Here is a 26,684-nt window from a genome sequence, read left to right on the forward strand (position 1 = left end):
GGTGGAAAAACTTCAGTTCGACAACTTGCAGGAAACGCTGTACAAGGAAGTGATGGACAACGGGCTGCATGTATACGTTTTGCCTAAGCCGGGCTTCCAAAAGACATACGCCACGTTCGCGACCAAATACGGATCCGTCGATAACCATTTTCGCGTCGAAGGACAGGAAGAGGTTTCCGTTCCTGACGGCATCGCCCATTTCCTGGAGCATAAAATGTTCGAGGAGCCGGAAGGGGACATTTTCGCCACGTTCGCTTCCAACGGAGCCTCCGCCAACGCGTTTACGAGCTTCGACCAAACCGTATACCTGTTTTCGGCAACGGAGAACATTAAGAAAAACCTCGAGACGCTGATCAATTTCGTTCAGCATCCTTATTTTACGGACCAAAACGTCGAGAAGGAAAAAGGAATCATCGGGCAAGAAATCAACATGTACCTCGATAATGCCGATTGGCGGGTCTACTTCGGCCTCATCGAAGCCATGTACAAAATCCATCCGGTCCATATCGACATCGCCGGCACGGTGGAGTCGATCGGCACGATTACAAAGGAGACGCTGTATACGTGCTATAACGCTTTTTACCATCCGAGCAACATGCTGCTGTTTGTGGTGGGCGGGGTCGATCCCGAGGAAGTGTTCGAGCTGGTCCGCGCCAACCAGGCGGCGAAAGATTATAAGCCGCAAGGCGCGATCGAACGCCTATTCGAGCCGGAAACGGTGGAAGTGGCCGAGAAACGCCGCGTCGCCAAATTGACCGTTTCGATGCCGAAATGCCTGTTCGGATTCAAGGAAAAGAAAGTCGGATATACCGGCGGCGAATTGCTCCGCCGCGACTTGACGACGAAGCTGATGCTCGATTTGCTGTTTGGTTCAAGTACCGAGCTTTATCAGAAGCTGTATGACGAAGAGCTTATTTCGGACAGCTTTTCCCATGAATACAGCAGTTCCCCGCAGTATGCCTTTTCGGCAATCGGCGGCGACACGCCGGATCCGGACAAATTGCTTGCAAGAGTCCGCGAGGAAGTCGACCGCGTTTTGAAAAACGGCTTCAAAGAATCCGATTTCGAGCGGGCGCGCAAAAAGAAAATCGGCGGGTATCTCCGCATGCTCAATTCACCGGAAAATATCGCCCACGAATTCACCCGTTACCAGTTCCGCGGCAGCGATTTCTTCTCCGTCGTTCAGGTATATGAATCCATTACGCTGCAGGAAGTCAACGACCGCCTTAAGGAACATGTGGATTGGAATCAGATGGCGGTATCGATCGTGGTGAATCCATAATGGCGTTTACGGGAGAGGAGAACCTAGCGAAAGCGATCGGCGATACCACCGTGCTCGTGACGGGGGCCAGCAGAGGCATAGGCGCTGCCATCGCTGAACGTTTCGCGCAGGTCGGGATGAACGTCGTCATCCATTACGGCGTTTCACATGAAGCGGCCAACGACGTGGCCCGCCGCTGCATGCAGCACGGGGCCAAGGTATTGACGGTTTCCGCGGATCTGAGGGATAAGCAGCAGATTTCCCGCATGAAGGATAAGCTTGAAAGCCATGGGCTGATGCCGGACATTTTAATTAACAACGCCGGCATTTCGCATTACGGCATGCTGGCGGACGTGACGGAAGAGCAGTGGGACGAAGTCATGTCCGTCAATTTGAAAGGATTGTTTTTGTGCACGCAGGCTTTTATGCCGCATATGGTCACGCAGCGGTACGGCCGCATCATCAACATGTCTTCGGTGTGGGGAATGTCCGGCGCCTCCTGCGAAGTGCTGTATTCCACGACCAAAGGAGGCATCAACGCTTTTACCAAAGCGCTGGCGAAAGAGCTTGCGCCGTCGGGAGTAACGGTCAATGCCGTCGCTCCGGGCGCGGTGGATACGGAGATGCTTGGACATTTGGATGCGGAGGAAAAACGGATGCTGGAGGATGAAATTCCGGCGGGCAGGCTGGCTACCCCGGACGAGATTTCTTCGCTGGTCTATTTTCTGGCGCTGCCGGAATCCGGCTATATCAACGGCCAGGTGATCAGTCCCAACGGAGGCTGGATTACCTGAAGCTGCTAACGGTCATGCGACTGTCTGTCTGCATAGGCGAGCGTTGTTGAGGTTATATTACAATTGTTGATTTTAAATCTCATGCGCTACAGCCAAGGGAGGACTTATCAATGACCGTAATCAAAAATTTTGATACCTGGAAAAAATTTCTGGGGGAACGCGTCGTCCAAGCCGAAAAGATGGGAATGAGCGAAGAAACGATTGCCAATCTCGCGTATGAAATCGGCGATTTCCTGGATGCGAAGGTCGATCCCCAAAACTCCTCGAACCGCGCTTTGAAAGAGTTATGGGAAGTCGGCAACAAAGAGGAGCGCCGCACGATCGCGCGCTTAATGGTTAAACTGGCGAAGAAAAACGTTTGATTTGTTTGGGGCCCTTCACGACAAACCATCGCTTATCCGATTCCATACCATTAGAGAAAAGCCCCCGTCAGGGGGCTTTTCTCTAATGGTTACAGTATTGAACTTGTTTTTCACTAGCATTTTATATATCATTAACGTGACCCGACATTACGGCGTTTCTATGGAGTTTCTTCCGAACAGCCTTGGGCTGAATTTGTCGAAATGTGCGGGAAAAGCTCAGATGGGGTGTCATGGTGGAAGCAAATCAAACGAAACAACCGAAACAACCGAAACAGTGGTATATGGAGTATCGTATACATAAAAACCGTCCGGGCCTGCTCGGGGATATCGCGTCCCTGCTGGGCATGCTGGAGGTTAACATATTGACGATCAACGGGGTGGAAGGCAAAACGCGCGGCATGCTGCTTGAAACCGACGATGACGAAAAGATCCGCCTAATGGGCGCGATGCTGAAAAAAGTGGACAATATTACGGTTTGCGCCCTGCGCGAACCGAAACTTGTGGATATTTTGGCCGTTCGGCACGGACGGTACATCGACCGGGACTCGGACGACCGGAAAACGTTCCGGTTTACCCGGGACGAGCTCGGATTACTCGTCGATTTTTTGGGTGAATTATTTAAAAGAAGCGGCAACCAAGTTATCGGGCTTCGCGGGATGCCGCGGGTAGGCAAAACCGAATCGATCATCGCGGGAAGCGTATGCGCCATGAAACGCTGGACATTCGTGTCTTCCACGCTCCTTCGTCAGACGGTCAGAAGCCAGCTTTCCGAAGACGAGATGAATCCGGCCAACGTGTTTATCATCGACGGCATCGTCAGCACGATCCGTTCGAACGAGCGCCACTACAATTTGCTGCAAAACATTATGCGGATGCCGAGCACCAAAGTGATCGAGCATCCGGACGTATTTGTCCAGGAATCCGAATATACGTACGACGATTTCGACATCATCGTCGAACTGCGCAACAATCCGAACGAAGAAATCATATATGATACTTTTACCAGTTCCTATAATGACGACATATAAACATAATTATGGATGAGGAGGTGATGGCATGTCCGAACTGGGACAGCAATTGAGAGAAGCCAGACTGCAGAAAGGCATGAGTCTGGACGACGTGCAGGAAATGACGAAAATTAGAAAAAGATATCTGGAAGCCATCGAAGCAGGGGATTATAAGGTATTGCCCGGGAGCTTTTACGTGAGGGCTTTCATTAAAACATATGCTGAAACGGTGGGCCTCGACCCGGATCTTCTGCTTGAAGGACATAAGCAGGAGGCGCCGGCCGATCCCGAACCGGTTATGGAGCCGGTCATTCAGAAACGAAGCAGCACCCGTTCTTCGGAGCGCAACGTCAAATGGCTTTCCACGACACTGATGTGGATTTTCCCGATTCTGATCATCGTCGTGATTTGGTGGTATGCCAGCAGCGTGTCGCATCCGAAGTCCAACAGCGTCGACCCGTCGAAGGTAACCCAAAATCAGCAGGATCCTTCGCAAAACGAAGCCAATACGACGACGACGCCTCCGGCCGACCAAGGCAAAGCAGCCGACAACAAGGACAACACGGCGCAGGGGCAAACCGACAATGGCGGGGGAACGGCAGGCGGCAACCAAACCGCGACGCCACCGGATAACGCTACAAACACGACGACCGATAACGGCAGCACAACGACCGATAACGGCAATGCCGCTACGGATAACGGGACAACCACGCCTTCGGGAGATCAGTCGTCGGTTACCGTACAAAAAGACCGGAAAAAAGGCAAGGACACCATTTTCAAAGTCGCCGCTCCTGCAGGAACGCCGGTGACCGTTGAAATCAAAGCGACGGGGGAAAGCTGGCTGGAGGTTTACAAAGGCCAAAATATCCATGGCGAGAAGCTGGCTTTCGGCAAAACCCAAAGCGGCGATACCAAAACGTTTACCCTGGATTCCGCAGGCTTGTACATCAAATCCGGTTACTCGCCGGCAACGACGATCACGGTGGGCGGCCAGACGGTCACCGATGGCAAATCGGTATCCCGCATATTGCTGAACCTGGTAGATGCCGGCAGTTTGAACGCCAACGGCGACCAGTCTTCCAACAGCAATGCCGGAGACGGCAATTCGACGGGCGGCAGCGATTCTAATTCCACGTCCGGCAACGATTGATCGGTGGGCTTTATGAACGAATAAACGCGCGCTTGCAGGGGGAGAATAGAACTAGACTCAAATTTTCCATCCGGTTCTTATCTCTCACAGTGAAGCGAGGTGTATGGATGATGGCAATCAGCTGGATCGTAACCGGCATCGGCGTTATTGTCAGCCTCCTGGGGTACTATTTGACACCCAATGCTTGGGGGTACGGCATATTGGGCTTCGGGCTCGCGTGGATCGTGCTTGGGATTCTTAACATGTTCAGACAACCGGTCCCGGACCGTCGCTAAAAAAGTCAAGCCAAGCTTAAAAGAGACATTCCATTCGGGGGATATTCCCCTTAGGAATGTCTCTTTGGCATTTGTTGGCGCGGGGTTAGACGCCGCGAGGCAATATTTCAATAAATAAATTAGACTTGTACGCAACATTTTCATATAATATGTCATGAAGTTTTAAGAAAGGACGTGTGGCAATGGCTTCTGAAAATTCATTCGATATCGTTTCCAAGCTGGACATGCAGGAAATGAACAACGCCATCAACCAAGCGGAACGGGAAATCGAAACCCGCTTTGACTTTAAGGGCAGCAAAAGCAGCCTGAAACTGGAAAAAGACGCGCTGATCATCGTTTCGGACGATGAATACAAGCTGAAGTCGGTCATCGACATTTTGCAGTCTAAAATGATCAAGCGGGGGCTTTCCCTGAAAAACGTCGATTACGGCAAAATTGAGCCGGCTTCGATGGGAACGGTGCGCCAGCGTATCGGCTTGAAGCAGGGGATCGACCAGGAAAACGCCAAAAAGATCAACGTGCTCATCCGCGATTCCAAGCTGAAGGTTAAAAGCCAAATCCAAGGCGACCAAATCCGCGTAACCGGCAAAAGCAAGGATGACCTGCAGGCGGTCATGCAGCTTTTGCGCAAGGCCGACCTTCCGCTCGATCTGCAGTTCACGAACCTCAAGTAACCCGCAAAGCAGGCAAGTTCCGGGGAGTCAGCCCCCGGAAACCGCGTTCTGATGGTTTTTGACAGGGAATAAAACGTTATATTATACTTGTGGAGAAGTGAATGTGGATGTTTTTACATAGGTATTTCCGGCCGACGGGTACCGATCATTTAAATTTTTAACTTCAAGTTTGCTTGATCCGGGGAGGGTGCACATTGAATTTGCCCAACCGTATTACCATTGCAAGAATTTGCTTGATTCCGATCATGATGGTTTTCCTTTTGGTGGACTTCAGCTTCTATCCGGAACCCTTGGTCTGGAATTCTTACGAGCTGCCTTTGAATCAGCTGATTGCGGCATTGATTTTTGTATTGGCAGCCAGCACAGACGGTATAGACGGTTATTTGGCGCGCAAGAACAACATGGTTACGAATCTGGGTAAGCTGCTTGACCCTTTGGCGGATAAACTTCTGGTGGCGGCGGTGCTGATCTCCCTCGTCGAAATGGGAAAATGCGATTCATGGATCGCCGTCGTTATTATCAGCCGCGAGTTTGCCGTGACGGGACTGCGCCAGATCGCCCTTTTGGACGGGTCGGTCGTGGCCGCAAGCAAGTGGGGAAAAGCGAAAACGGTTGTTCAAATCGTTGCCATCATCCTGATGCTCATCAACAACTTCCCATTTGAGTTGATCGGTATTCCGCTCGATACGATCGCAACATGGGCGGCTGCATTGATCACGATTTATTCAGGAATCGATTATTTCATCAAAAACAAACATCTGCTTCGGCTAACCAATGCGTAAACAGGCAATAGGTCCATTCCTATTGCTTTTTCTTTCCGTCCTTGAAAAGAATGTCGCGGTTTCAAGATGTTATAGGGATGTTTATTTTTATTGGGGGCGCAAGGGGCTGATCCCGCCGGCTTGTTCTAAACCGGACGGGAGCTTAAGAAAAGCGCCGTTTTAGGAGGAGTGACAGCATGAAAGCGGAAATTATCGCGGTTGGAACCGAATTGCTGCTTGGACAAATTTTGAATACGAACGCGCAGTATTTATCCCGTGAGCTTGCGTCCATGGGCATCGACGTCTATTTTCAAACGGTTGTCGGCGACAACATGGGCCGGCTTCGGCATGCGATCGAGCTTGCGGCGGAACGGGCGGATATATTGCTTCTGACGGGCGGGATCGGGCCTACCCAGGATGACCTTACCAAAGATGCGCTTGCGGCCGCATTGGGCCGTTCGCTGCATATCGATCCGCCGGCAATGGAGCAGGTGGAGCGCTTTTTTACCAGCCGCGGCAGGGAAATGACGGAAAACAACCGCCGCCAAGCGCTGGTCATCGACGGCAGCACCCCGCTTCCGAATGAAACGGGGTTGGCGGTCGGGGTCGCCATCGAACAGAAAGGCAAATTTTATATCGTTCTTCCGGGACCGCCGAAGGAAATGAAGCCGATGTTCGACCGTCAGGCGAAACCTTGGCTCCTTCAGCATGCTTTGACGGACGAAATGCCGATTTATTCCACCATGCTGAAGTTTGCGGGTATCGGCGAATCGCTGCTTGAGGATAAGCTGCTCGACCTGATCCAGGCTCAAAGCGATCCGACCATTGCGCCTTATGCCAAGGAAGGCGAGGTTTCGGTGCGGATCTCGACGAAAGCCTCCACCGAGGCGGAGGCGATGAAGAAGCTGGAGGCGATGGAAGCCAAAATCCGGGAACGTCTTCCGGAGCATTTGTATGCCAACACGGACGTGCCGATCGAGCAGACGATCGTGGAGCTGATGACCGAGCGCGGACTGACGCTGAGCGCGGCCGAAAGCTGCACGGGCGGACTGCTGATGGAGAGCATCACGGCGATTCCCGGCAGCTCGGCGATGTTTCTCGGCGGGATCGTATGTTATTCCAACCAAATGAAGGAAAAGCTTCTTCATGTGCCCCATTCGCTGCTCGAGGGCGACGGGGCCCCGGGGGCGGTCAGCCCCGAGGTGGCGGAGGTGCTTGCCGAGCAGGTAAGAGCCGTCGCGGACAGCGATTTCGGGCTCTCGGTAACGGGCGTTGCCGGTCCGGGCGATTCCGAAGGCAAGCCGGCCGGCCTGGTTTATGTCGGGCTTGCGGAGCGGGGACGGAAGGCCGAGGTGTTCGAGCTGCGGTTCAGCGGCAACCGGGAATCGGTCCGGGTCCGTTCGGTCAAAGCGCTTTTTTACCAACTGTGGCTGAAATTAATTTCCAAATAGAACGGCTTTCGGCGTGATGGGAAGTTGTGTTCGAACCTGGTAAAGAGGTATAATAGTGGTATGCGGAAGAACCGTGCAAATATTGAATTTGCTGCGGTTCTTTTCGTTTCCGGACCGCAAGCTCCCTTACTGAAAGGAGAATGCACCGGAATAAAAAAAACGAATGTATGTTCGAAAAAATGCTTGGCAAACGTTCCAAAACAAGGTATGATATCAATATAAACGGTGAAGGATGTGAGTTTATTGTCAGATCGTCGTGCTGCGCTTGAAGTCGCGCTTCGTCAGATAGAGAAACAATTCGGTAAAGGTTCTATTATGAAGCTGGGTGAATCGACACATATGCAGGTGGAAGTCGTTCCCAGCGGTTCCCTTGCTTTGGATATAGCATTAGGCATTGGCGGCCTGCCTAGAGGCCGTGTCATTGAGATATACGGACCGGAATCCTCCGGTAAAACGACAGTGGCGCTCCATGCCATTGCGGAAGTTCAGAAGGTTGGCGGACAAGCCGCTTTCATCGATGCGGAGCACGCTTTGGATCCGCTTTACGCGAGCAAGCTGGGCGTTAATATTGACGAACTTCTGTTATCCCAGCCGGACACGGGCGAGCAGGCGCTGGAAATCGCGGAAGCGCTCGTTCGCAGCGGAGCGGTCGACATTATTGTCGTCGACTCGGTTGCGGCGCTTGTTCCCAAGGCCGAAATCGAAGGCGAAATGGGCGACTCCCACGTCGGTTTGCAGGCACGCCTCATGTCGCAGGCGCTGCGCAAGCTGTCCGGCGCAATCGCCAAATCGAAGACCATTGCCATCTTTATTAACCAGCTGCGCGAGAAAGTGGGCGTTATGTTCGGCAACCCGGAAACAACTCCGGGCGGCCGCGCTTTGAAATTCTACTCCTCGGTGCGCCTCGATGTGCGCCGCGTCGAGAGCATCAAAATGGGCAATGACGTTGTCGGCAACCGGACCCGGATCAAAGTCGTCAAAAACAAGGTTGCGCCTCCGTTTAAACAGGCGGAGATCGACATTATGTACGGAGAAGGCATTTCCAAGGAAGGCAGCATTATCGATATCGGTACGGAGCTGGATATCGTCAACAAGAGCGGTGCCTGGTATTCCTTTGATGGCGAACGTTTGGGCCAAGGCCGCGAAAATGCGAAACAGTTTTTGAAAGAAAATACGCAAATTTGCGATACGATCGAGATGAAAATTCGCGAAGCAAGCAATCTTACGACTGTTGTTCCGTCTCCGACGGCCAGCGAGCTGGAAGCGGAGCAGCAGGAAGAACAGGAATTGCTGGAGCTCGAATAAAAGTGAAGCCTTAATCCAAGGTGCCCTGGCGAACCGTCAGAGCGCCTTTTCTTTCATTTTGGATACGGTGGAGGGATGCGAACGTGCAGGAACAGGAGTTGCGGATGCAGCCGGAAATAACGGATATCAGCCGGTTTCCGGAAGGCGAGGATTTAGTCATCACTGCTGTAGAGCGGCATCCGAAGCAAAGGGGACAATACCAAATCTTTTTCGGTGAATACATGCTGCTTATCCATGAAGATACGATGATCAAATTCCGGATGCTGAAGGGCAGCGTTTTTACAAAGCAGGAGCTTGAAGAGATCGTGCTGGCCAACGAGAAGCAGCGGGCATACGTTCAGGCGCTGAAATTTTTGGAGCGCAAGCAGCGGACGAAAAAGGAATTGGAGGAACGGTTGCGGCAGAAGGAATTCGGGCAAGCTGTTACGGAGCAAGCGCTCGAGAGGCTGGAGCGTGAAGGATTGATCAATGACGAGCTGTACGCGAAGCAGTGGGCCGAGCAGCGGATTTCCAGCCAGCGGAAGGGGAGAGCCTGGGTCAAGCAGGAACTGCGCCAGAAGGGGATCGACAGCCTTCTAATCACCGAAGCGTTGGCGGAAGTGAGCGAAGAGCAGGAATTTGAAAGCTGCTTGGTCATCGGAAGGAAAAAATGGAGACAGACCCGCGGCGACTGCATGGACCGAAAACGGAAAACGGGCGCTTTTTTAATGCGAAGAGGTTATTCCGGGGAGCTGGTTCGAAGAGTGATTAACCGGTTGGTTCGCGAAGACGGCGAAGCCGGGGAGAACGAGGAGCCTTTTGCGTTCGATTAAGGCAAATGTTAACATATTATGAAAGCCTCTCTCTTGACAATATCTTTTCACAAATACTAAAATGAATATGAATCTTGTACCGAAAAGAGCCCTTTTTCCTTCCAAAAAAGGCTCGTTTCTGTAAGATTCAGCAACGCTATTTCATATGGATAATGCCCGTTTTCACGGGAAATTAGAATCGTTGATTTGCGATTAGTGTAATGATGAAACGTGTTGAATGGACAACTGCAGAAAATCCCAAGGAATACCTTGGAGGAACCAACGAGGGGGTGAAATTATGCCTAATCCATTGCTTTGGATCATTCTCGTTGTTGCCGGATTGTTCTTGGGGTTCGTGATTGGATATTTTATTCGCAAATCTCTTGCAGAAGCTAAAATTTCCAGTGCTGAGCATGCTGCATTGCAAATTGTTGATAATGCGAAGAAGGAAGCTGAAGCACTGAAAAAAGAAAAGGTATTGGAGGCCAAGGACGAAGTCCACAAAATCCGTACCGAAGCTGAAAAAGACACTCGTGAGCGTCGAAATGAAATTCAACGGCAAGAAAGACGATTGTTGCAGAAAGAAGAGTCGCTGGATAAAAAGATTGAATCGCTGGAACGCAAAGAAGAACAAGTGGCTAACAAAGAGAAGCGCATCGAAGAAACTCAGCAGCAGATCGATTTGATTTATAAAACCCAGGTCGCTGAGCTCGAGCGGATCTCCAACCTTACGATGGAAGATGCCAGAAGCATCATTCTGAACAATGTGGAACAGGAAGTAAGGCATGAAACCGCACAAATGATCAAAGACATCGAGCAGCAGGCGAAGGAAGAAGCGGACAAGAAAGCGCGCGAAATCGTGACTCTTGCCATCCAGCGCTGCGCTGCCGACCATGTCGCCGAAACGACGGTGTCTGTCGTGACATTGCCGAACGAGGAAATGAAAGGTCGGATTATCGGCCGCGAGGGCCGGAATATCCGCGCACTTGAAACCCTTACTGGTATTGATCTCATTATTGATGATACGCCCGAAGCCGTCATTCTTTCCGGATTCGATCCGATCCGCAGGGAAATTGCGCGCACTGCCTTGGAAAAACTCGTGTCGGATGGCCGAATTCATCCGGCTCGGATTGAAGAAATGGTGGAAAAATCACGCAAAGAGGTCGACGAACGGATTCGCGAGTACGGCGAACAGGCGACCTTCGAGGTGGGAGTTCACGGATTGCATCCGGACCTGATCAAGATTTTGGGCCGTCTGAAATTCCGTACCAGCTATGGTCAAAATGTGCTGAAGCATTCCATGGAGGTTGCTTATCTCACGGGGCTGATGGCCGGAGAGCTTGGGGAAGACATCGTTCTTGCCAAACGCGCCGGATTGTTGCATGACATCGGAAAAGCGCTGGATCATGAAGTGGAAGGATCACACGTTGAAATCGGCGTGGAGCTGGCGAAGAAGTACAAGGAACATCCGGTGGTTATCAACAGCATCGCCTCCCATCACGGAGATGTGGAAGCGACTTCGGTTATCGCGATGCTGGTCGGAGCGGCGGACGCACTTTCCGCAGCGAGACCTGGAGCGCGTCGCGAAACGCTTGAAACGTATATCAAACGTCTGGAAAAGCTGGAGGAGATCTCCGAATCCTTCGAAGGCGTCGAAAAATCGTTTGCGATTCAAGCCGGACGCGAGGTTCGCGTCATGGTGCAGCCTGAGAAGATCGACGATGCGGAAGCATTCCGTCTGGCACGGGATATCACGAAAACGATCGAAAATGAACTGGACTATCCGGGGCATATTAAAGTTACCGTTATTCGCGAGACCCGGGCGGTTGAATACGCAAAATAATGTTTATGAAAAGTGGCCGCGTCAGGGCCACTTTTTCATCTTTTCAGAAGTATCTTAAAATCGATCCGTTAAAGGAGGAGAACGTTATTAACGTTTTGTTTATTGGGGACATCGTCGGAAGCGTGGGCCGAAAAGCGTTGAAGGATACGCTGCCTTCGCTGAAAGCGAAATATAATCCGCATATCATTATCGTGAATGGGGAAAACGCCGCGTCAGGACGCGGAATTACCGAATCGATCGCCAAGGACTTTTTCGAATGGGGCGTACACGGCATTACGATGGGCAACCACACTTGGGACAACAAAGAAATTTTCGACTTTATCGATGATGAGCCGCGGATGGTCCGTCCCGCGAATTTTCCGCCGGGAACGCCGGGACGCGGGGCTGCGATCATCAAGGCGAACGGGAAAGAGCTGGCGATCGTCAACCTGCAGGGACGAACGTTTTTGCCGGCGATCGATTGCCCGTTCCGCAAAAGCGACGAAATCATCGATCAGCTTCGGAAAAAGCATAAGTGCATCCTGGTTGATTTTCATGCCGAAGCGACCTCGGAAAAAATCGCGATGGGCTGGCATTTGGACGGACGCGCTTCGATTGTCGTCGGCACGCATACGCATGTGCAAAGCAATGACGATACGATTTTGCCCGGAGGAACGGCTTATTTGACCGATGCGGGCATGGTAGGCCCCAAGGATGGAATTCTTGGCATGGAACGGGAAGACGTGCTGCGCAAGTTCAAGACCCAGCTGCCGGTCCGTTTTCAGGTGGATAAAGGGAAATGGCAGTTCCACGGCTTGTTTGTTCAACTGGACGAGTCGACTGGAAAAGCGAAAAAAATGGAAAAAATCCGTCTGCTGGAAGACGATTGGATCATGAGCTAAGATGCAACGACCTTGCAACGACCTCTAGGAAATGAGTTGTGGGAAGCCTAAGACTATCGATGTGATTTTAGCGGTAAAATTGACAAAAAGAAGGAATTATTTTACCACTCCCGAATAACATCTATTATGTGGAAGCTAACCATCAACAATCCCAGGGGAGGTACTTACCATGGAAGTATTAAAAGTTTCAGCAAAGTCCAATCCAAATTCTGTTGCCGGTGCATTAGCTGGCGTGCTTCGTGAACGTGGTGCTGCTGAACTGCAGGCAATCGGAGCGGGGGCGCTAAACCAAGCCATTAAGGCGGTTGCCATCGCCCGGGGATTTGTGGCGCCCAGCGGAGTTGATTTGATCTGCATTCCTGCTTTTACGGATATCGTTATAGATGGGGAAGACCGGACGGCGATTAAGCTGATCGTGGAACCTAGATAAGATGATCGATCGCCAATCCGCAGCTGAAACCTGTTTATTGATATAAGCTGAATCAAGTCGGATATTCGGGACACGCGTCCTGTGACTCGCATTCAGTTTATATGGGATAGACAGGTTTTTTTGCATCTTGCGCAATCCATATATAAAATGAGCCTCGATGATGACAGAGGAAAGGAGTATATAGACGTGAGTTTTCCTGTGATTGATTTTCATTGCGACGTGCTGAGCAAAATGCGCGAGGATTCGAATATCGCGTTTGAAGACGGAGCCGAGCTTGATGTGACCTATGAACGGATGCGGCAAGGGAACGTGATGCTGCAATGTTTTGCGATGTATTTGCCCGAGAGCTGGGGGATTCCCCGCTATGAATTCGTTTTGGACCAGATCGACGCCTTTAAAACGAGAGTCATGCCTGCCGGAGAAGGGATGCGTTGGCTGAAATGGAAGGAAGACGCGGAGGAGCTCGAAAAGGCGTCAAAAGCCCCGAACGGCCCGCTCCACCTTCCGTGGGGAATGTTGTCGGTGGAAGGCGCGGATGGGTTCGAAGGCAACTTATATTACGTGCGGATGTGTTATGAACTGGGGGTCCGCTTTCTTGGCATCACGTGGAATTACGCCAATTGGGCAGCCGACGGGGTGCTTGAGCAAAGAAACGGCGGATTTACCGAAAAAGGCAAAAAGCTGATTGAATTGGCCAACGAAACGGGGCTGCTGCTGGACGTGTCGCATTTGTCCGAAGCCGGGTTTTGGGAGCTGACCGAACGGACCGTGCGTCCGTTTATCGCTTCCCATTCCAATGCCAAAGCGGTCTGCAACCACCCGCGGAATTTGACCGATGACCAGATTCGGGCGATTGTCGCCATGAACGGGCGGATCGGCATGACCTTTGTGCCGTGGTTCGTGCGCGCAAAGGGAGAAGGAGCCGTACCCGTGCGGCCCGAGGAGCTGCTTCCCCACATCGAGCATATTTGCTCGCTTGGGGGCGAAAACAGCCTGATGATCGGATCCGACTTTGACGGCATCGATTCCTGGATCGAAGGTCTCGAACATTCCGGTAAATACCCGGATTTCGCCGAGCTGCTGTGCCGGCATTATCCGGAAGGCACGGTCCGCAAATGGTTTTCGGGCAACGCCCTCTCGTATTTGACGGCGTATCTGCCGAAAAAAGCGCTTTAGATGAGGATTTTGCAAAATCCAAGGAACGACTTTCGATCAGCAATATATAAAGCGGAACGGATTAATTCGCCTATATATTGTGCCCGGGAGCGGCTGGAATCAAATTTTGCAAAATCCTGTAGATGTATAAACGGTATACCTCCAATGCTCGCTTTTTCTGCCAAATGTTAGGCGGCAAGCGCCCGGCAATATTGACAATCTTGTAGCGAAACGGCAATAAACTGGAATGAAGGCGCCTGCTTAAGCGGTAGCGCCTTTTTATTTTTGGGTAATTGGAGGTATAATGGTTTGGCGTACAGATCATAGAGAAAAAATAAGGAGTGATCCACGTGAGTAAAACTGTACCTGTAGGCGTATCCGCCAGACATATTCACCTGACCCAAGAACACATCGAGGTGTTGTTCGGGGAAGGCTACCAATTGACCGAATTTAAACCGTTGTCCCAACCGGGCCAATTCGCGGCCAATGAAACGGTTGCCGTGATGGGACCGAAGGGCGGCTTCGAGAAAGTGAGAATTTTGGGCCCTGCGCGCAAAGCAAGCCAGCTCGAAATTTCCCGCACCGATTCGTTTGCGATCGGCGTGAAGGCGCCGGTGCGCGAATCCGGCAACATCGAAGGAACGCCCGGAATTAAAGTCAAAGGCCCTAAAGGCGAAATCGAGCTGGATCGGGGCGTCATCGTCGCAGCGCGCCACATCCATTTCCATACATCCGACGCGGAAAAATGGGGAATCGCGGACAAGCAGATGCTGAAAGTTCGTGTCGGCGGCGAACGCGGCCTCGTTTTCGAAAACGTCATTGCCCGCGTATCCGATTCCTTTGCGCTGGACATGCACATCGATACCGATGAAGGAAACGCGGCCGGCGTCAAAACCGGGGATACCGCTGAAATCATTGACTAATTCGGCTTCGGATCGGCAAGATGACATGAAACGGGAGAGAAATCTCCCGTTTTTTATTTTAACTTTACATAGGTTAAACATAGGCTAAGGAAGGTGCGGAGGAATCGTCATTCATCGGGCAATGCTTTGTTTCATAGCAATTTTAAGCCGCAAGGAAAGTGGCTAACGATGGACGTTCATGCTATAATTTATTGGAATGCCTTTTTAGGCGACAAGGTTTGTCCCCAAGGGAATTGAAGGAGTGATCAAAGCATGGCCAAGGAAACGAAGGATTACTCCAAATATTTTGATTTTTCCGACGCCAAAGTTCTGTCAGAGGATGAAAACGGCAAAACCATCCGCATCAAAGGTCGGGAAATTCATATTATTTCGGAGCCTAACCATAGACAAAGCAAGAAGCGCCGCCGTGAGGATGTTCAGGTATTGTACGATACCGCCGTGCCGGAAGAGCTTCGCGGGATCGGAAACGGCAAGCATTACATCGTGTATACGTACGGCTGCCAGATGAACGAACATGATTCGGAAACGATCAAAGGCATGCTCGAGGAGATGGGGTATACGCCGACCGAGGACCGGAAGGAAGCCTCCATCATTTTGCTGAACACTTGCGCAATCCGCGAAAATGCGGAGGACAAAGTTTTCGGCGAGCTCGGCCATCTGAAGCATTTGAAAAAAGAAAACCCCGAGCTGCTGCTTGGCGTATGCGGCTGTATGTCCCAGGAGGAAAACGTCGTCAACCGCATCATGCAAAAGCACGGGTTCGTCGATATCATCTTCGGCACGCACAACCTGCACAGACTGCCCCACTTGGTGAAGGAAGCGCTGTTCAGCAAAGAAATGGTCGTCGAGGTATGGTCCAAGGAAGGCGACATCATCGAAAATCTGCCGAAAAAACGGGAAGGCCTCCGCGCTTGGGTAAACATCATGTACGGCTGCGACAAGTTTTGCACGTACTGCATCGTTCCGATGACCCGCGGCAAGGAACGCAGCCGCCGTCCGGAGGACGTCATCGCCGAGGTTCGCGATTTGGCCCGCCAAGGCTTCAAGGAAATTACGCTGCTCGGCCAAAACGTAAACGCATACGGCAAGGATTTTACCGACATCACATACACCTTTGCCGATCTGATGGACGATATGCGGAAGATCGACATTCCGCGGATCCGCTTTACGACGTCCCATCCGCGCGATTTTGACGACCACCTCGTCGAGGTTCTCGGCAAAGGCGGCAATTTGGTGGAGCATATCCATCTGCCGGTTCAATCGGGCAGCAGTGAAATTTTGAAAATCATGGGACGGAAGTACACCCGGGAAATTTACCTGGAGCTGGTCCGCAAAATTAAAGAAGCCGTTCCGAACGTCGTGTTGACCACGGACATCATCGTAGGTTTCCCGGGCGAAACGGAAGAGCAGTTTGAGGAGACGCTGTCGCTCGTAAGAGAGGTTGGTTTCGATTCCGCTTATACCTTTATATATTCGCCGCGCGAGGGAACGCCGGCCGCCGTCATGGAAGACAGCATTCCGATGGAGGTTAAAAGAGAGCGTCTGCAGCGCCTGAACCGCGCGGTCGAGGAGTTCAGCCGGAAGAGCCATGAAAGTCTGCGCGGACAAATCGTGGAGGTTCTCGTCGAAGGCGAAAGCAAAAATAACGCCTCCGTATTGTCGGGACGGACGCGCACCAACAAGCTGGTCCATTTTGAAGGCGATCAGGCGCTCATCGGCAGCTTCGTCCATGTCAAAATCACCGATGCGATGACCTGGTACATCAAGGGCGAGATCGTAAACGAATCAAGCGAAGCTCCTGCATTAACTCATTAAGAGCCAAATTAACGGAATAGGGGTAATGAAAGGTGAGAGAAAAGGGTCATATCAATAGTTTGGGCATGATGTCATATGATACCAGAGATTTGATCATCCGCGACGATATTATGGCCAAAGCCAAGGAACTCGCGGAGCTGATCTCGGGCAGCGAAGAAGTAAAGCAGTACCAGAAAGCGGAGGAAAAAATCCGCAATCATGAGCATGTCCAACAGCTGATTGCAACGCTCAAAAAACGGCAGAAGGAAATCGTGGCGTTCGAATCGTTCCAAAACCCGCAAATGGTAGCGAAAATCGAAAAGGAAATGGAAGAGCTTCAGGATGAGATCGACGCTATTCCGCTCGTAGCCGAATTTCAGCAAAGCCAGAGCGACATCAACTATTTGCTGCAGCTGGTGATGTCGGTCATCCGGGATACCGTCTCGGAGAAAATCAATGTGGAAGCGGGAGCGGACGAACCTCCTGCAAGCTGCGGATAAGAGGAGATCAGAAAGGCGGCGGATCGCGTATCCGCGCCTTTTTTTGCAGCCAAGATTCCGGTCGGCGGAATGTTTTTGAATAAGCACCACAGCAAACTTCCCCAAGTCGGGGGGGATAACACGGTATTCTAACCTTTGATAAAAATGGGAGTGAACGACAGTTGACCATCAGACCAAGGCTGCCGCAGGAGGAACTGCCGGCGTCGCTGCTGCTGCTGGCGGACCCGGATTGGGCGCAAGTGAAGAAATATTTGGACGCATCCAGCTGGACGGTGGCGGAAGAGAGCGGAGAGATCGTCGGCGTATGCGGGCTGATGACGCTTGACCGCGCGTCGGCGGAAATCATGAACGTGGCGGTTGATCCGGCATGGCAGGGAAAAGGGCTTGGCAAACAGTTGATTCAATTCGCTTTACATGAAGCTCGAAGCCAGGGTTATGATAAGGTAATCGTACGGACAGGCAATTCCAGTTTGAACCAGCTGGGGTTGTATCAAAAATGCGGATTCCGGATGGTTCGGATAGAGCGCGACTATTTTGTGAACAACTATCCTGAGCCGATTTATGAAAACGGCATTCCATGCCGGGACCAAATTGTTTTGGAAATGGCAATGAAGGAATAATTCAACATCTTTGCAAACAGCATGGGGGGAAACGGCAAATGAACGCATTGGAAGAAATGATCGCCCGCGGCGAAAATACGTTTTGGGGTTTTCTGGGCTGCGAATTCGTATCGGCCGACGAAGGGAACATCGTCATCGCCCTCGATGCCAAAGAGCATCATACCAATTCGATGGGGATCGTTCATGGCGGCGTGTTGACATCGCTGATGGATCAGGCGATGGGCATGGCGGCAACGGCGGCGGCCGAACAGGACAGCTGCGTAACGACCAATATCAACGTGCATTTTATGTCCGCCATGACGACGGGAAGGCTGATCGTAACGGCAAAAGTGATTCACAAGGCGGGAAGGTCGCTGACAACAGAGGCCCGTATTCATAACGGCGAAGGCACGCTTGGATGTTTGGCCACGGCAACCTTCAGAATCGTTCATCGCAAGTAATCGGCTTGAGGTTATATTTGGATTTAATGCAAAAGTACTTGACATTTATTATATATAAATCATAATGAAAGTATCAAAAAGATACTCTATAAATGGTGATGATATGAACGAACATCGGAAAGAAGTAGACACTTCACCTGAAGCAAAGGCCTATAAGGCGAAGAAATACCGGACGCCCGACGGCGTTCCGGCGGATATCGTCATGTTCACGCTCACAAAAAAGGAACGGAAAACGGTGACCAAAACGCTGCCGATCCGTGAGCTGAAGGTGATGTTAATCCGGCGCAAATCGTGGCCTTGTGCGGGCATGTGGGCTTTGCCGGGCGGATTTTGCCGTGAAAGCGAATCGATTTACGACGCGGCCAAACGTGAGCTGAAAGAAGAAACCGGGGTGGACGGAGGCCATTTGGAATACCTCGGGGTATACAGCACGCCAGGCCGGGATCCGCGCGGCTGGATCATCAGCCATGCTTTTTTTGCCCTGGTGGAGGAATGGATGCTTGAAAGCAGACAAGCAGCGGATGACGCCGGCGAGGTGGGGTTGTTCGGCATCGAAGAAGCGCTGAACGATCTGGAGCTTGCTTTTGACCACCGGGACATTATCCGCGACGCATATATGCGCATCCAAAAGCAAATGCTGCATTCGACGATCGCCCGCCAGTTTCTGCCCGAGCAGTTTACGCTGAGCGAGCTGTATCAGGTTATACAGACCGTCGTGCCGGAATTCAGCGAACCGAATTTCATCCGGAAAATCACCTCAACCCGCAGCAGGCAGGGCATATTGGAAGAGGTGCGCGACGAAAACGGCAAACCGCTCAGCTCGAACCAATACTCGCAGCGTCCCGCCCAGCTGTACCGGTTTACGGATTACGCGCCGTTGCTGTCCATTTACACATAAGCGGCCGCAGGAGCGTCGAATACAATACAGCTGCGCCTAAGGGCGTGAATAAGCCGCGGTTCGATCCGCAAACGAACGGACGGCTTCAACGAGTGAACGGACCCCGCAGGGCTGGAATACAAAGGAGGAAGCCTGCATGCAAACAGCAGGACTGGCATTACATACAGACAAGTATCAAATCAATATGATGTACGCGCATTGGGTAAACCGGTCGCATCAGCAGAAGGCGGTGTTTGAAGCCTATTTCCGCAAGCTGCCGTTTGGCAACGGTTATGCCGTGTTCGCCGGACTGGAGCGGATCGTTCATTATATCGCGAATTTGCGTTTTTCGGATGAGGACCTCAAATATTTGTCCGAGCAGGAAGAAAATTACGACTCGGCGTTTTTGGAGGAGCTGAAGCAGTTCCGTTTTTGCGGAAATATTTATTCCATGAAAGAAGGGGCGCTCGTATTTCCGAACGAACCGCTGATTCGGGTTGAAGGAACCATTATGGAAGCCCAGCTTGTGGAAACGGCCTTGCTCAACTTCATGAACTTCCAGACGCTGATCGCCACCAAGGCGTCGCGTGTGAAGCAGGTCGCGGGAGACGACATTCTCCTCGAATTCGGGACGCGGCGCGCGCAGGAAGCGGATGCCGCGGTGTGGGGAGCACGGGCCGCCTATATCGCCGGATTCGATGCCACCTCCAATATGCTGGCCGGGCAAAAATTCGGCATTCCGACCAAAGGGACCCATGCCCACTCTTGGGTGCAGAGCTTTTCTTCCGAGCAGGAAGCGTTTGACACGTATGCGAAGGTGATGCCGGATGGGGTGACGCTGCTCGTCGATACGTTCGACACGTTAAAAAGCGGCGTGCCGCATGCCATCGAGACGGCCAAAAAGCTGGAGTCCGCCGGCAAAAAAATGTCCGCGATCCGCCTCGACAGCGGCGACCTCGCCTATTTGTCCATCAAAGCCCGCAAAATGCTGGACGACGCCGGATTGTCCTATGTCAAGATCGTCGCATCCAATGATTTGGACGAAAATACGATTTTGAACTTGAAGGCGCAGGGAGCGCGCATCGATACATGGGGAGTCGGCACGCAGCTCATCACCGCCGCGGACCAGCCCGCGCTTGGCGGCGTCTACAAACTGGTGGAGCATGAAGTGAACGGGGAAATGGTTCCGACGATCAAAATTTCCGGGAACCCCGAGAAGGTGTCCACGCCGGGCAAAAAGGACGTCTACCGCATCGTGGACCGGGTCACCGCGAAAGCGACGGCGGATTACATCGTGTTTCCCGACGAGGAAAAACCGCGGGACAGCGTGCGGCTGAAGCTGTTTAACCCGCAGCATCCTTATTTGCAAAAATACGTCAAAAATTACGATGCCATTCCGATGCTGCAGCAAATTTTCGAAAACGGGAAGCTGGTCTACGATCTGCCTTCCCTAAAGGAAATCCGCCTCTATCACCGCGAGCAAATGGATCTGTTTTGGCCGGAATATTTGCGCAAGCTGAATCCGGAAATTTACCGCGTCAATTTGAGCGAAAAAGTATGGGATCTGAAGCAAAAGCTGATGGCCGAATTTATGCAGACGGAAGAATGACGGCAAATCGATAATCAAAGATTCGGCAAAGGAATGTATCCGTTCCGCGCCGAATCTTTTTTTAAACGAAGCGAAATTGATAAGGAGGCAGCAGCGATGGAAACGTTTAAAGCTTACGTGGTCCGCCGGAACGGCAAGGGGTTGAAGGGACGAATCGAGGACATGCGTTTGGAACAGCTTCCGGACGGCGATGTGCTCGTCAAAGTGCATTACTCGGGTGTGAACTACAAGGATGGACTGGCCAGCGTGCCCGAAGGAAAAGTCGTCAAAGACTACCCGATGGTGCCGGGAATCGACCTTGCCGGGGTTGTCGCCAGCTCAAGCCACCCCGATTTTCGCGAAGGGGACCCGGTCCTATGCACCGGATACGGGCTCGGAACCGCCCATTACGGCGGATTCAGCGAATATGCCCGCATTCCTGCGGACTGGCTGCTTCCGCTCCCAACCGGCTTAAGCCTGCGCGAAGCAATGGGGATCGGGACGGCGGGTTTGACCGCCGCATTATCGGTAGACCGTCTGATCCATTGCGGCGTGACGCCGGAAGCGGGGCCGGTGCTGGTAACGGGCGCGACGGGGGGCGTCGGCAGCTTTGCGGTCGACATTTTATCGACGGCGGGATTTCAAGTCACGGCCAGCACGGGCAAAGCCGGGGAGCAGCAGGAATGGTTGAGGCGTCTGGGAGCAACCGATGTCATAGGACGGGAGGGCGTCGTGTCCGGCGCGGGACCTCTCGGCAAGCAGCGCTGGGCCGGCGCCGTAGATCCGGTAGGAGGAGCGCAGCTGGAAGAGATATTAAAATCCATCCATTACGGCGGCGCGGTGGCGCTGTCCGGTTTGACGGGCGGAACGGCATTTAACGGGACCGTCTATCCGTTTATTTTGCGGGGAGTGCAGCTGCTTGGCATCGATTCGGTATTTTGCCCGAAGGAATGGAGAACCGGCGTTTGGGAGAAGCTTGGGCGGGAATGGAAGCCGGATGCGGCTTTAAGCCAAGGACTCCAGGAAGCAACGCTCCATGAATTGCCCGAAATTTTGCAGTCGATTTTGCAGGGAAAAGCGGTGGGAAGGACGATCATCCGGCTCGCCTGAGGAATGAGCGGCGGCTTGCCATGTTAAGATTTTGCAAAAGGCGCGCTGCATAAACCGAATGGAATGTTGGCATTCTAAGCCCATATTAGGCTGTCTTCCGCTTGAAGCGGTATCAGGGGAAGGGATGAATCAACATGAACAAACGGTTAGCATGGCTGCTCGCTTGCGTGCTGCTGGCTGCAACGGTCGGCTGCGACAAGCATACCGTCATCAAAAAGGAAGTCAAACTGTATAATTTCGATTCCTATTCCGAGGGAAACATACGGGCGCAAACGCAGGGCAGCGGCTTAAACGGCCAACTGTTGAACAACCTGCAGCTGGCTTTCGGCGAAAAGAATATTCCATTGACCCATCACACGTATGCAGAGGACGGACGCGGCAACATCAGCTACATGTATTATATCGGGGGAAACCCGCAGCAGTATATCAAGCTTCATGTCTTTACCGACGAGAAGGAACGAATCAAACGGATCGAAAACTGGTACGGAGACCAAAAACGGGTTGAAACCCCGACCTCCAGAACGCTGATTTACGGTCATGACAAGGTCGCTTTGATTTATACCTCTTCCGGAAAAAACAAAGGAAAATACGAAACCGAGGTTCATGAAATATTCAATTCGCTGATTCATCGGATGCATTTCTAACCGAACAAGCCGGCATGCTAGCAGCATCCGGCTTGTTTTTGATTCTGACATCATTCGCAACCGCAGGGTCCAGCTTTGTACCACACCAAGACGCCCATTCCGGTTGGAGGCTTAATTTTTCTTGTAAATTTCGCGCATGACATGCCGCAGCTCCGGCACGATGATCCGTTCCAAAGCCAATTTGACGGCTCCCGTCGAACCCGGGACGGAGAACACCGCGGTACCGCCAACGGTTCCGGCGATCGCGCGGCTTAAAATCGCGGCGGGTCCGATATCTTCCGTGAAGCTGAGATACCTGAATATTTCCCCGAATCCGGGAAGCTGCTTGTCAAGAAGCGAGGAAACGGCTTCATACGTCGTATCCCGCGGGGAAATGCCCGTGCCTCCCGTCAATAGGACCGCCTCTACCTCCGGGTTTACCGCCGCTTCGTGAATCAGCTCCCGAATCCCTTCATAGTCGTCTTTGACGATCTCATATCGCACCACTTGGTAACCCGCGCCTTCCAAAAGGGATTTCATCAAACGACCTCCGGCATCCGTTTCCGGCGTTCGGGTATCCGATACGGTCACGATCATGCATGATACCGTATCGGGCGCCTGGCTGCGATGTTCATCCACTGATCTCATCTTTATGTCTCCTCTCCCTTTGATGTGTCTTTATAGGATAGCTCGTTGGGCGCGAACATGCAAATGTCCAGCCTCGGTTCAGAGGATGCCCATGGAATTTGCAGGCGGTTGCGGCTTGTCCGGCCGTGTAGTACACTTTCCGTACAAAGAAAATTCGAGGGATCAAGAGGAGAACGATCATGGAAAAGCAATTGGCGACACCCATTTACATATTGTCAGGCTTCTTGGGAAGCGGAAAAACGACCTTGCTGCAGCGGCTTGTGAACGATTGGCAGGAGCAAGGCCTGCGTCCGGCGGTCATCATGAACGAAATCGGCGACGTAAATTTGGACGGACTGCTGGTAGAAAAGCGGGTACCGATGACCGAGTTGCTCAGCGGCTGCATCTGCTGCTCGATCCGCGGCGACCTGAGCATGGAGATGGCCGGCCTGATCGAAAGGGAACATCCGGACGTGATCGTCGTCGAAGCGACCGGCATCGCGAACCCGATGGAAATTTTGGACGGTGTAACCGAAGCGGCTTTATATATGAAAATCGACCTGAAAGGGGTCATCACCGTCGTCGATTCGGCTTATTTGCTGGAGCTGCACCGGGAGCAAAAAGGGAAAACCTTCAGGCTCATGCAGGAGCAAATCCGGGCGGCGTCCTGTCTCGTTTTGAACAAAACGGACCGGATCGACGCGGACGGGCAGGAGGAACTTAGGAGCATCATTGCGAGATGGAATAGCTTTGCACCCGTGCTCCCGGCCGTGCGCTGCGAGGTAAACATTGGCGATATGCTCGCCTCGCTTGGGGGCAAGATCCGCCGGCCGGAAATGCCCGGGCATCGCACCGGCGAAACGGAAACAGCGGGGGAGCGGGAACACGATGGGGGAGGGGCGCATAGCCGGGCTCATAGCCATACGCATCATGACCATGTCATGGTGTATACCCACTATCTGCGCGGCCCGGTCGACAGCGGGGAATTCGAGCGGTTTGTCGCCGGGCTGCCGCGCGAGGTGTACCGTGCCAAAGGCGTATTGACGTTCAGCGATACGGCGAGCCGGTTCCTGTTCCAATACGCTTTCCGGGAGCCTGATTTTTTGCGGATTACGCCGCAAGGCGAAGTGCCGGACGTGGTCGTGTTTATCGGCGAGCATTTTTCCAAATCCGCGATCGAAGAAGGCATGCGGGCGTTGGAACGTTAGCCGGGATACCCCCTGCAGGGTTACGACGAGGGATTGCGATTCCTTTGGGAGAAAGCACGGATAAAGATATTGGGCTTGATTCTGCGTTTTACCGTATGTATAATAGTTTGAAATCGAACGTCTGGGATCGGGAGAGTAAGGAAGGCCGCAAGCATGGACAGCGAACCGGAATTGGTGAAAGCCGGCACATGCCCCTTCGTGAAGCGCACCCGTGAGACGGCGGTTCCAAAGCCTGATTTCCGGAAACGGCTAAATGAATTTTTATTTTCCGGAGCCCCTGATAAAGTACCTGAATCGGCTTCCATGCCGTTGCACCTATGCAGGGTTATTTTAGGCAAGTAGATCCGTCCGGGTTACTCCGTTACAGGTTATGAAGGGAAACGAATCTTCCGGCGGTACGGCCGAACTTTCGTTTACTTAGAGTGGTACCGCGGGATATACAGCTCTCGTCTCTATTATGGAGACGGGGGCTTTTTGTTTTATCAAAAAGTGAGAAAGGTTGATTGTTGATGTTATACCAATGGGCTGCAAATGCGCTGAACAACTACGTGCCGCTGGAAGCGGACGACATATCGGGGCTGCTTGAAATACCGCCTTCCCCGGAGATGGGGGATATGGCGCTGCCTTGCTTCGTGCTTGCCAAATCATTCCGAAAGGCGCCGCAGGAAATCGCCCGATCGATCGCCGAAGCGTTCAGCCACCCGCATATGACGGCTGCCGCCGCAGGGCCGTACGTCAATTTGACGTTCGACCGGGAGCATTACGGCGGCATGATGATGGATGAACTGGCGCAGGAGAAGGTGCCGCAAACCGGGAAGGGCATCAAAGCGGTCATCGACATGTCTTCCCCCAACATCGCGAAACCTTTCGGCATCGGCCATCTTCGTTCGACCATGATCGGGGCGGCTTTATACAACATGCACAAGCTTGCGGGCTACGACGTCGTCAGCGTCAATCACCTGGGCGACTGGGGAACGCAGTTCGGCAAACAGATCGCCGCCTATAAAAGATGGGGGAACGATGATCTGCTGGCCGCGGACCCGATCGGCGAATCGCTGAAATTATATGTCCGTTTTCATGAAGAAGCGGAGCATGACGATACCCTTGAGCCGGAGGCAAGGGAATGGTTCCGGAAGCTGGAGGAAGGCGACGAGGAAGCCCGCGCGTTATGGACCTATTTCGTCAACGTAAGCATGAAGGAATTCGACAGGATGTATGGACGGTTGAACGTCCGGTTTGATTACACGCTCGGGGAAAGCTTCTACAACGATAAAATGCCTGCCGTCGTCAAAGCCTTGAAGGAAAAAGGGCTGCTCGTCGAAAGCGACGGGGCGCTGGTGGTCCGGCTGGATGACGAAGGCATGCCGCCATGCCTCATTTTGAAAAAAGACGGCACGACCATCTACCCGACGAGGGATTTGGCGACCGCCATCTACAGGCATGACGTCATGAAAGCGGACCGGATTTTGTACGTCGTCGGAAACGAACAAAGGCTGCATTTTCAGCAGGTGTTTGCCGTCCTCGGCAAAATGGGCATGGATTGGGCGGATCGCTGCACCCACCTGCCGTTCGGGCTCATGAAATTCGAGGGCAAAAAAATGTCCACCCGCCGCGGCAAAATCGTCAAGCTGGAGGACGTGATGGATGAGGCGGTCGAACGGGCGCTGGCGATCATCAACGAAAAAAATCCCGGACTGGAGCAAAAGGAACGGGTTGCGGAGGCGGTCGGCATCGGCGCGATCATTTTCGGCGACCTGAAAAACCATCGCCTGAACGAAGTGGACTTTTCGCTGGAAGACGCGTTGAATTTCGACGGGGAAACGGGGCCGTACGTGCAGTACACCTATGCGAGAACACAAAGCGTACTGGCGAAGGGGGCGGCCGGAAAAGACGGGGCGGCGGATGATGCCGGAACAGGCGAATATACCGCAGCCGCAGCCCATCTCGGCGATTCCGGCTGGGAACTCCTGAAGCTATTGACCCGTTTTCCGGAGCAATTGGAGCGGGGCGTGCGCAGCGGGGAGCCGTCCGTTTTGGCGCGTTATGCTCTCGATGTGGCGCAATCCTTCAATCAATTTTATAATAAGGAAAGAATTGTCACGGATGAAACGTCGGTTCGGAAAGCGAGACTGCGGCTGACACAGCTGGCCGGACGCACGATCGCGCGGACGATGGGGCTTTTGGGCATCCAGACGCCGGAACGGATGTGACCTCCGAATAAATGAACCGGAAGA

28 protein-coding genes are annotated in these 26,684 nt (G+C 52.6%); 27 read left to right on the top strand and 1 reads right to left on the bottom strand.

Features of this window, described 5'->3' with window-relative positions; genetic code table 11:
* The first annotated feature begins 1 nt into the window (after position 1).
* The 24 genes from yfmH (at position 2) to GQY55_RS00930 (ending at position 22,636) form a co-directional block, all read left to right on the top strand.
* Positions 2 to 1,282 (top strand): EF-P 5-aminopentanol modification-associated protein YfmH, encoded by a 1,281-nt coding sequence (yfmH, locus tag GQY55_RS00815; protein ID WP_160037437.1) that lies wholly within the window; start codon positions 2 to 4, stop codon positions 1,280 to 1,282.
* Positions 1,282 to 2,055, top strand: coding sequence for an elongation factor P 5-aminopentanone reductase (ymfI, locus tag GQY55_RS00820; RefSeq protein WP_160037438.1), 774 nt, complete (start codon positions 1,282 to 1,284; stop codon positions 2,053 to 2,055). The genes yfmH and ymfI overlap by 1 nt, the downstream gene beginning before the upstream one ends.
* Before the next feature lie 110 nt (positions 2,056 to 2,165).
* The gene (locus tag GQY55_RS00825; RefSeq protein ID WP_160037439.1) at positions 2,166 to 2,417 is read left to right on the top strand and encodes a DUF3243 domain-containing protein; all 252 of its coding nucleotides are present in this window, start codon (positions 2,166 to 2,168) and stop codon (positions 2,415 to 2,417) included.
* Between the two features lie 281 nt (positions 2,418 to 2,698).
* Positions 2,699 to 3,445 (top strand): DUF3388 domain-containing protein, encoded by a 747-nt coding sequence (locus GQY55_RS00830; protein WP_236575397.1) that lies wholly within the window; start codon positions 2,699 to 2,701, stop codon positions 3,443 to 3,445.
* A gap of 28 nt (positions 3,446 to 3,473) precedes the next feature.
* Positions 3,474 to 4,574, top strand: coding sequence for a helix-turn-helix domain-containing protein (locus GQY55_RS00835; RefSeq protein WP_160037441.1), 1,101 nt, complete (start codon positions 3,474 to 3,476; stop codon positions 4,572 to 4,574).
* Between the two features lie 110 nt (positions 4,575 to 4,684).
* Positions 4,685 to 4,849 carry a hypothetical protein gene (locus GQY55_RS00840; protein WP_236575322.1) on the top strand — a complete coding sequence of 55 codons (165 nt, stop codon included), beginning with the start codon at positions 4,685 to 4,687 and terminating at the stop codon, positions 4,847 to 4,849.
* 182 nt (positions 4,850 to 5,031) lie between these two features.
* On the top strand, positions 5,032 to 5,523 hold the full coding sequence (locus tag GQY55_RS00845) for a YajQ family cyclic di-GMP-binding protein (protein WP_160037443.1): 492 nt from the start codon (positions 5,032 to 5,034) through the stop codon (positions 5,521 to 5,523).
* A gap of 194 nt (positions 5,524 to 5,717) precedes the next feature.
* Complete coding sequence (pgsA, locus tag GQY55_RS00850) at positions 5,718 to 6,305, top strand: CDP-diacylglycerol--glycerol-3-phosphate 3-phosphatidyltransferase (protein WP_160037444.1); 588 nt, start codon at positions 5,718 to 5,720, stop codon at positions 6,303 to 6,305.
* Positions 6,306 to 6,481: 176 nt separating this feature from the next.
* Entirely contained in the window at positions 6,482 to 7,735 is a 1,254-nt protein-coding gene (locus GQY55_RS00855; protein WP_160037445.1) for a competence/damage-inducible protein A, read from the top strand.
* Between the two features lie 243 nt (positions 7,736 to 7,978).
* Positions 7,979 to 9,040 carry a recombinase RecA gene (gene recA, locus GQY55_RS00860; RefSeq protein ID WP_160037446.1) on the top strand — a complete coding sequence of 354 codons (1,062 nt, stop codon included), beginning with the start codon at positions 7,979 to 7,981 and terminating at the stop codon, positions 9,038 to 9,040.
* A 104-nt stretch (positions 9,041 to 9,144) separates the two neighbouring features.
* Positions 9,145 to 9,852: a regulatory protein RecX gene (locus tag GQY55_RS00865; RefSeq protein ID WP_160038429.1), complete on the top strand. Its 708-nt coding sequence runs from the start codon at positions 9,145 to 9,147 to the stop codon at positions 9,850 to 9,852.
* 277 nt (positions 9,853 to 10,129) lie between these two features.
* On the top strand, positions 10,130 to 11,674 hold the full coding sequence (gene rny, locus GQY55_RS00870) for a ribonuclease Y (RefSeq protein ID WP_160038431.1): 1,545 nt from the start codon (positions 10,130 to 10,132) through the stop codon (positions 11,672 to 11,674).
* 86 nt (positions 11,675 to 11,760) lie between these two features.
* Positions 11,761 to 12,555, top strand: a complete 795-nt coding sequence (locus GQY55_RS00875) for a TIGR00282 family metallophosphoesterase (protein ID WP_201452084.1) — start codon at positions 11,761 to 11,763, stop codon at positions 12,553 to 12,555.
* 169 nt (positions 12,556 to 12,724) lie between these two features.
* A complete protein-coding gene (locus GQY55_RS00880; protein ID WP_006286829.1) occupies positions 12,725 to 12,985 on the top strand; it encodes a stage V sporulation protein S in 261 nt (86 codons plus the stop codon).
* A 147-nt stretch (positions 12,986 to 13,132) separates the two neighbouring features.
* Positions 13,133 to 14,161 (top strand): dipeptidase, encoded by a 1,029-nt coding sequence (locus GQY55_RS00885; protein ID WP_160038435.1) that lies wholly within the window; start codon positions 13,133 to 13,135, stop codon positions 14,159 to 14,161.
* A 329-nt stretch (positions 14,162 to 14,490) separates the two neighbouring features.
* Complete coding sequence (gene pduL / locus GQY55_RS00890) at positions 14,491 to 15,063, top strand: phosphate propanoyltransferase (protein WP_160037447.1); 573 nt, start codon at positions 14,491 to 14,493, stop codon at positions 15,061 to 15,063.
* Positions 15,064 to 15,315: 252 nt separating this feature from the next.
* Positions 15,316 to 16,878 (top strand): tRNA (N6-isopentenyl adenosine(37)-C2)-methylthiotransferase MiaB, encoded by a 1,563-nt coding sequence (miaB, locus tag GQY55_RS00895; RefSeq protein WP_160037448.1) that lies wholly within the window; start codon positions 15,316 to 15,318, stop codon positions 16,876 to 16,878.
* Between the two features lie 65 nt (positions 16,879 to 16,943).
* Complete coding sequence (locus GQY55_RS00900; protein ID WP_160038436.1) at positions 16,944 to 17,357, top strand: RicAFT regulatory complex protein RicA family protein; 414 nt, start codon at positions 16,944 to 16,946, stop codon at positions 17,355 to 17,357.
* 161 nt (positions 17,358 to 17,518) lie between these two features.
* Positions 17,519 to 17,977: a GNAT family N-acetyltransferase gene (locus tag GQY55_RS00905; RefSeq protein ID WP_160037449.1), complete on the top strand. Its 459-nt coding sequence runs from the start codon at positions 17,519 to 17,521 to the stop codon at positions 17,975 to 17,977.
* Positions 17,978 to 18,015: 38 nt separating this feature from the next.
* A complete protein-coding gene (locus tag GQY55_RS00910; RefSeq protein ID WP_160037450.1) occupies positions 18,016 to 18,417 on the top strand; it encodes a PaaI family thioesterase in 402 nt (133 codons plus the stop codon).
* 103 nt (positions 18,418 to 18,520) lie between these two features.
* Positions 18,521 to 19,315 (top strand): NUDIX hydrolase, encoded by a 795-nt coding sequence (locus GQY55_RS00915; RefSeq protein ID WP_160037451.1) that lies wholly within the window; start codon positions 18,521 to 18,523, stop codon positions 19,313 to 19,315.
* A 136-nt stretch (positions 19,316 to 19,451) separates the two neighbouring features.
* On the top strand, positions 19,452 to 20,903 hold the full coding sequence (locus GQY55_RS00920; RefSeq protein ID WP_160037452.1) for a nicotinate phosphoribosyltransferase: 1,452 nt from the start codon (positions 19,452 to 19,454) through the stop codon (positions 20,901 to 20,903).
* Between the two features lie 96 nt (positions 20,904 to 20,999).
* Entirely contained in the window at positions 21,000 to 21,992 is a 993-nt protein-coding gene (locus GQY55_RS00925) for an acrylyl-CoA reductase family protein (RefSeq protein WP_160037453.1), read from the top strand.
* Between the two features lie 134 nt (positions 21,993 to 22,126).
* On the top strand, positions 22,127 to 22,636 hold the full coding sequence (locus GQY55_RS00930; protein WP_160037454.1) for a hypothetical protein: 510 nt from the start codon (positions 22,127 to 22,129) through the stop codon (positions 22,634 to 22,636).
* Between the two features lie 111 nt (positions 22,637 to 22,747).
* On the opposite strand, the gene GQY55_RS00935 is transcribed toward GQY55_RS00930, so the two are convergent.
* Positions 22,748 to 23,263 carry a MogA/MoaB family molybdenum cofactor biosynthesis protein gene (locus GQY55_RS00935; protein WP_373309127.1) on the bottom strand — a complete coding sequence of 172 codons (516 nt, stop codon included), beginning with the start codon at positions 23,261 to 23,263 and terminating at the stop codon, positions 22,748 to 22,750.
* Between the two features lie 179 nt (positions 23,264 to 23,442).
* Between GQY55_RS00935 and GQY55_RS00940 the strand changes: the two genes are divergently transcribed.
* From GQY55_RS00940 to argS, 3 genes are all read left to right on the top strand, one after another.
* On the top strand, positions 23,443 to 24,450 hold the full coding sequence (locus GQY55_RS00940) for a CobW family GTP-binding protein (RefSeq protein ID WP_160037455.1): 1,008 nt from the start codon (positions 23,443 to 23,445) through the stop codon (positions 24,448 to 24,450).
* A gap of 153 nt (positions 24,451 to 24,603) precedes the next feature.
* Positions 24,604 to 24,792, top strand: coding sequence for a hypothetical protein (locus tag GQY55_RS00945; protein ID WP_160037456.1), 189 nt, complete (start codon positions 24,604 to 24,606; stop codon positions 24,790 to 24,792).
* A 167-nt stretch (positions 24,793 to 24,959) separates the two neighbouring features.
* Complete coding sequence (argS, locus tag GQY55_RS00950; protein WP_160037457.1) at positions 24,960 to 26,660, top strand: arginine--tRNA ligase; 1,701 nt, start codon at positions 24,960 to 24,962, stop codon at positions 26,658 to 26,660.
* Positions 26,661 to 26,684: the final 24 nt, after the last annotated feature.

Source organism: Paenibacillus sp. USDA918EY (assembly GCF_009870825.1).
Classification (GTDB): Bacteria; Bacillota; Bacilli; order Paenibacillales; family Paenibacillaceae; genus Paenibacillus_AQ; species Paenibacillus_AQ albilobatus.